This window comes from Rhizobacter sp. (genome assembly GCA_021153565.1).
Classification (GTDB): Bacteria; Pseudomonadota; Gammaproteobacteria; order Burkholderiales; family Burkholderiaceae_C; genus Albitalea.
The window spans coordinates 1-5101 of the sequence record JAJKJU010000373.1; the positions used below are offsets into that span (position 1 = coordinate 1).

At 61.6% G+C, this 5101-nt stretch carries 5 protein-coding genes and 1 pseudogene; 3 read left to right on the top strand and 3 right to left on the bottom strand.

All coding sequences use genetic code 11. The annotated features are described in order from the left end of the window. Positions 1–123: 123 nt before the first annotated feature. Positions 124–1320, bottom strand: coding sequence for a hypothetical protein (locus AC30NL_RS22905; protein WP_489466284.1), 1197 nt, complete (start codon positions 1318–1320; stop codon positions 124–126). A 150-nt stretch (positions 1321–1470) separates the two neighbouring features. On the opposite strand from AC30NL_RS22905, the gene AC30NL_RS22910 reads away from it, so the two are divergent. After that, positions 1471–2250 carry an oxepin-CoA hydrolase, alternative type gene (locus AC30NL_RS22910; RefSeq protein ID WP_489466285.1) on the top strand — a complete coding sequence of 260 codons (780 nt, stop codon included), beginning with the start codon at positions 1471–1473 and terminating at the stop codon, positions 2248–2250. A 23-nt stretch (positions 2251–2273) separates the two neighbouring features. On the opposite strand, the gene AC30NL_RS22915 is transcribed toward AC30NL_RS22910, so the two are convergent. Further along, a complete protein-coding gene (locus AC30NL_RS22915; RefSeq protein WP_489466286.1) occupies positions 2274–3020 on the bottom strand; it encodes a hypothetical protein in 747 nt (248 codons plus the stop codon). Positions 3021–3084: 64 nt separating this feature from the next. Here AC30NL_RS22915 and AC30NL_RS22920 point away from each other — a divergent pair. Continuing rightward, positions 3085–3776, top strand: a pseudogene (locus tag AC30NL_RS22920) (glutathione binding-like protein). Between the two features lie 115 nt (positions 3777–3891). Then, entirely contained in the window at positions 3892–4386 is a 495-nt protein-coding gene (locus AC30NL_RS22925; protein WP_489466287.1) for a hypothetical protein, read from the top strand. 19 nt (positions 4387–4405) lie between these two features. On the opposite strand, the gene AC30NL_RS22930 is transcribed toward AC30NL_RS22925, so the two are convergent. After that, the gene (locus AC30NL_RS22930; RefSeq protein WP_489466288.1) at positions 4406–4699 is read right to left on the bottom strand and encodes a hypothetical protein; all 294 of its coding nucleotides are present in this window, start codon (positions 4697–4699) and stop codon (positions 4406–4408) included. Positions 4700–5101: the final 402 nt, after the last annotated feature.

Here is a 5101-nt window from a genome sequence, read left to right on the forward strand (position 1 = left end):
ACGCCAAAAGACCCCTGCTCGTCGTTGCAAATGCTCGCCATAGCCCGCTATGGCTGCGCTTTGCGCCTAGATCAGGTGCCTTTTGGCGTGCTGCTCGGACATGCTCGAAATACTCTCAGCCTCTCAGCGCTTGCGCGGCGGCAGCAGATCGAGTTCCACATCAACCTGCTGCATGCACGATTCGTGAGGGCGCGTCGCCTCGTAATGCATGATCGACGAGGGCTCTTCCTCGCCGCCGATCGGTAGCAGCAGGTCAACCCCTTGCGGGCTGGTCACGTGCTCCAGCGTGTCGCGGGCCACGGCGTGCAGGAACAGCAGCTCCTCATAGGCTGGGAGCTCGAAGGTTTCCGTCGAGGCGTCTCGCCGATACAGCAAGGCTTGCAGCAGGTCGACCGCCTGCGCTGGCGATTTCCAGGCGGTGACGATGCGATCGAGAACGCCCTCGTAGGTTTCAAGCGTGCGCCGCTGGTCGCCGTAGGCCTCCCAAGAGGGAGCATGCGCATTGAAGCGGCGGTTGAATCGTTTGCGGATGCGCTCGTAAGCGTCGCCCTCGCTGCGTTGGCGATAGATGCCGAGCAGCTTCACATACGGCCTCGGGTTCGTGGCGACACCGCTTCGCACGTGGCCCATCAAAAGGGCGATAGCGGCCTCTTCCTGGCCGAGTGCAATGAAGAAATCGGCCTGCTGTTCGAGGTCAATCAACTCCTCGGCGGTCAACTCGTCTGCGACAGGAAAAGTCGCCGGCACTGTCGAATCGCAGATCAGCTGAGTGGATCTGTCGGAGCCTTCGCGCGCAGGCTCCGTCAACTCGCGCAAGGACGTCATAGTCGCCTCGTTCAAGGGCGGCGTGACATCGAGCGGCCCGTGCCGCTGCATCGACACAGGCCCAGGCCTGAGATGTTCCGTCAGCGCGCGCGCTTCCTCGACCCAGGTGCGCTGGTTCTGAAGGCGCGACAACCGGAGAAGCAGCGCGACGATGCTGCCGAGCAGCATGACGACAATGATGATGAGGCCGTAGAGGGCCGGGTTGGCTCGTCGCGCATGCTCGGCTTCGCGTAGCTTGGCCTGCAGTATCGACACTGTCTGCTGCAAAGCCTGGTATTCCTGTCGCTGGCGCTCGAGTCGCTCTTCCAGGGCCAGCAATTTTTGTTCGGCTTCTGTCTGAGTCCCCCGCGCTTGTTCACCTGAGGAAGCAGGCAATGCCGATGCTGTCGCTGTCATCGAGACGCCCGCAGGATGGCCTGGCCCCACTGCGCCTGTGGTCGAGGCCAGGCTGCACAGTGTCCAAGCGACGACGAGGACGGCGATGACGGATCGCATGGCATGTATCAGTGAAAGCCGTGGCACTCTAGCATGTGGTTACATGTATCCAACACCCTGGACTCCGAGGGGCGTGAGGCCTGCCACGCGCCGTACGTGACACAATTCTCGCCCCCTTCGCTTCCGCGCCCTCGTGGCCGCCCTCTCCCCATGTCCTCCGAACTGACGACCGAGCGGCACGGCAGCACTCTGGTGTTGACTCTGAGCGACCCCGCCACGCGAAACACCCTGTCTGAGCAGTTGATCTCGGCCGGCGTCGAAGCCCTGGGCGTGGCCGAATCCAACGAGGATATACGCGCCGTGGTGTTGCGCGGCGACGGCTCGAATTTCTGCGCCGGCGGCAACCTGAGCGGCCTCAGGCAGCGACGTGGGTCCGGCGGCGATGCGGAGGTCAGGATGCTTGACCAACTGCATCAGTTCGTCGAAGCCCTGCGCGTGTTTCCCAAGCCGGTGATCGCGGCGGTGGAAGGCGCGGCGGAGGGTGCCGGCTTCTCGCTCGCGGTCGCCTGCGACCTGATCGTTGCGGCCGACGATGCATGCTTCATCCTGTCGTACGCCGCCGTCGGCCTCACGCCCGACGGCGGCGCCACTTGGCATCTTTCAAATGCAATTCCACGGCAGTTGCTACAGCAGTGGGTGTGGCTGGGCGAGCCAGTGAGTTCGCAGCAGCTACACACGCTGGGACTTGTCAATTGGGTGACAAACACCGGACAAGCCCTCACCGAAGCCTTGAAGGTCGCCGAACAACTGTCGGCCATGGCGCCCAATGCGATCGCCGGCGGCAAGGAACTGTTGCAGAACGCCATCACGGCGACACTCACCCAGCAGCTTGAATCCGAGCGAAATCACTTCATTGAACACCTTTTTCACGACAACGCCGGTGAGGGCTTGCAGGCCTTCTTCGAGAAGCGAGCGCCGCAGTTCCGTTGAGCGAACCAAGCGCGTGATCAGCCTCAGCCCCGCACCTTTGGATCCTCCGGCATGAGGTCCGTCTGCCAAGCAGTAGAGGCCGTCGTCGGCCATTCCTGGTTTTGAGACTCGCTGATGCTGCCCCCCGCGCGCATCGCTCCTGCCGCCGCGGTCTTGAATAGGGCCAACGCTTGTTGCAGCCGTTCCGGCTCGGGAATCGACAACTGCAATCGCATATAGACCCGCCCGCGCAAGGTCATCAGTACGAAGGGCGGTTGGTCTCTCAGTAGGTTGAGCGAGGCATTCTCCAGCTGCTGCCCCAACTCTGCATCCACCCATTGCAGTGCAGCCATGGGATCGGCAGCGACTGAACCATAGTGCACACGGACGTCCTTCGGCAGGTCGAGGTTCACCTTCGGGAACATTGCGAGCCAACGCATCTCTTCCGGTGTAGATACATCGATGAGCGTCTGGTTGCTCTCCGTGTAGCGCTCGAAGGTTTCGCGCTCGAGCATTTCCAGCAGGGACCGCGTCATGATGAGCATCTGCAGCCCCGACGGCAGCTGCAGCTCCATGCGCAACCGCAGCTCGTGGGTGGTGATGTAGGCCCGCTGCGGCGCACCCCACTCGAGCCGCCAAGGCCTGTCGCCGAAGGTACCCTCGAGGACAAAACCTTCTTCTTCCTTGGCACGCTTGAAGCCGAAGCCCTGTTTTTGGGCCCACGAGCTGACCTCCCCCCAGTCGGGGCCGGGTGGTTCGCCCGAAATCCAGCGCTTGATCGCGTTGAGCATGGAGATTGGACTGTCGGCTAGAGTCGCGCCACTACGCGCAAATTCGTCACCTGGGAGTTCACCGATGATCGAAGTGTATTCGTGGGCCACACCGAATGGCCACAAGGTTCACATCATGCTCGAAGAGTGTGGTGTGCCTTACCGCGTCATCCCTGTGGACATTGGTGCGGGAGATCAATTCAATCCGGACTTTCTTGCAATCAGTCCGAACAACAAAATACCGGCAATCATCGATCCCGACGGCCCGGAAGGCAAACCGTATTCGCTTTTCGAGTCTGGCGCCATCCTGATGTACCTCGCCAGCAAAACCGGAAAGTTCCTGCCCGCCGGCACGAGCGCCCGTTTCGATGTGCTGCAGTGGCTCATGTTCCAGATGGGCAGCGTGGGACCGATGCTCGGGCAGGCACATCACTTCCGCATCTACGCATCGGAAAAGATCGGCTACGCCATCGATCGCTACACCAGTGAAGCCAGGCGCCTCTACGGCGTCATGGACAAGCGGCTGGCCAAGTCGAAGTACATCGCGGGCCCGCATTACACCATCGCCGACATCGCGATTTTTCCTTGGCTGCGCTCGTGGAAAAACCAGGGCATCGACTGGGCTGACTACCCGCTCCTGAAGGGCTGGTTCGACGAAATCGCAGCCCGCCCCGCGGTTATCCGCGGCGTAGATGTGCTGGCCAACAGCGCAGGCCCCTGGTCGACGACACTGCCCGTGAAATGCTGTTCGGGACGCAGCAGTACAGAAGACATTGACGGCATACAGTCTCGACCGGCACACCGATTGCTGTTCTCCCTATGAGATTTGCAGGCCATTGAGGAGACAATAGGGGCTTGCACGCCCCCTTGTCCCTCTTCCTGAGGAGAACTCATGGAATTGTTGGAGAAGCCGGTCGGCGACAGGGTCTTGCATGCCATGGCCCAAGCCTATCCGGATCCCGTTGACCCCTACTTGCTGTCCATGGTGATGGCCTGCGACAGTGCGTCGCTCGAAGCAGCGATGACTTCGCTGGTAGACGCCGGCCTCGCACAGGCTCGGGTCGTGCGCGCAAACGGCGACGAACATATCGAAGCCACCTTTATCACCGACAAGGGCATGCTTGTGGCCGAAGGACTCGCAGCCGACGCGGATGAGGCCACGGCTATTCTCAGCAAGCTAGAAGCACAGGTGCTTCGTCAATTGCTCGCCCACCGGATCGGCGCAAGTCGGCTGCCGCAGCAGCAAACCGAGGAATTGCGGGGATCACTGGCATCGGTGAGCGACGCGGACCTCGTCGATGCGGCGAAGATCTGGGCGCATCAGACGGTCAGCGACTGGAAGGCACTTTTCCGTGTTATTTGCAACGGTGCGTCGGCCATTTCATAGCAAGCCCAAGAATGCGGCTTCACACGAAGGGCGCGTTGCCGCCCCACAAAAAATCAGCTTCAGTAAGAAATAGGCGCTGCAAGAAAGATTTACCTGCCAACCACCTCGTCCAGCCTGAGAGGCTGAGAGTATTTCGAGCGTGTTCGAGCAGCACGTCAAACGGCGCCTGATCTAGTGTCGCGTCAAGCCACAAGTGTCGGTTGATCGCGCCGCTGTCGGAGCGCAGTGCAAGGCGCGCCGACGAGTCATAGCCGTCGTTGGCGAGGAGGCGCAACGCCGCAATGCGCTTCGAGAGCAAGCGAGCAGCCGACACTTGTTGCTTGACGCGACACTCGGCGCAAAGCGCAGCCAGTGCAGAGAGTCTTTAGCCTGGCGGACGCGGCACCCGGGTCTGCGCTGACGGCACGGCATGACCGCCGCGGCCGGTAGGCTAAAGACTCTCTGCACTGAACCGCCCGTATGGCGGTGGTGCTATGGGGATTGAATCATTGCTGCATCGCCGAAGCCTGAGCTTGACGCAGCCAGGTCTGATCCAGATGAGATCCAAGGCGTGATGTGTTGGTCCGCTGCCGATGTTCGGACTGCCACGATGCGGTCCGTTGGGCCAGCGCAGCCCAGCGCAGCCCAGCGCGATGGCGTTGGCGGGAGGCAAGCTGCTTCGCAGCCAAGTTTGCCCATCGCTTCGCGCAACGGATCGAGAAGCGTCGGGAATGAG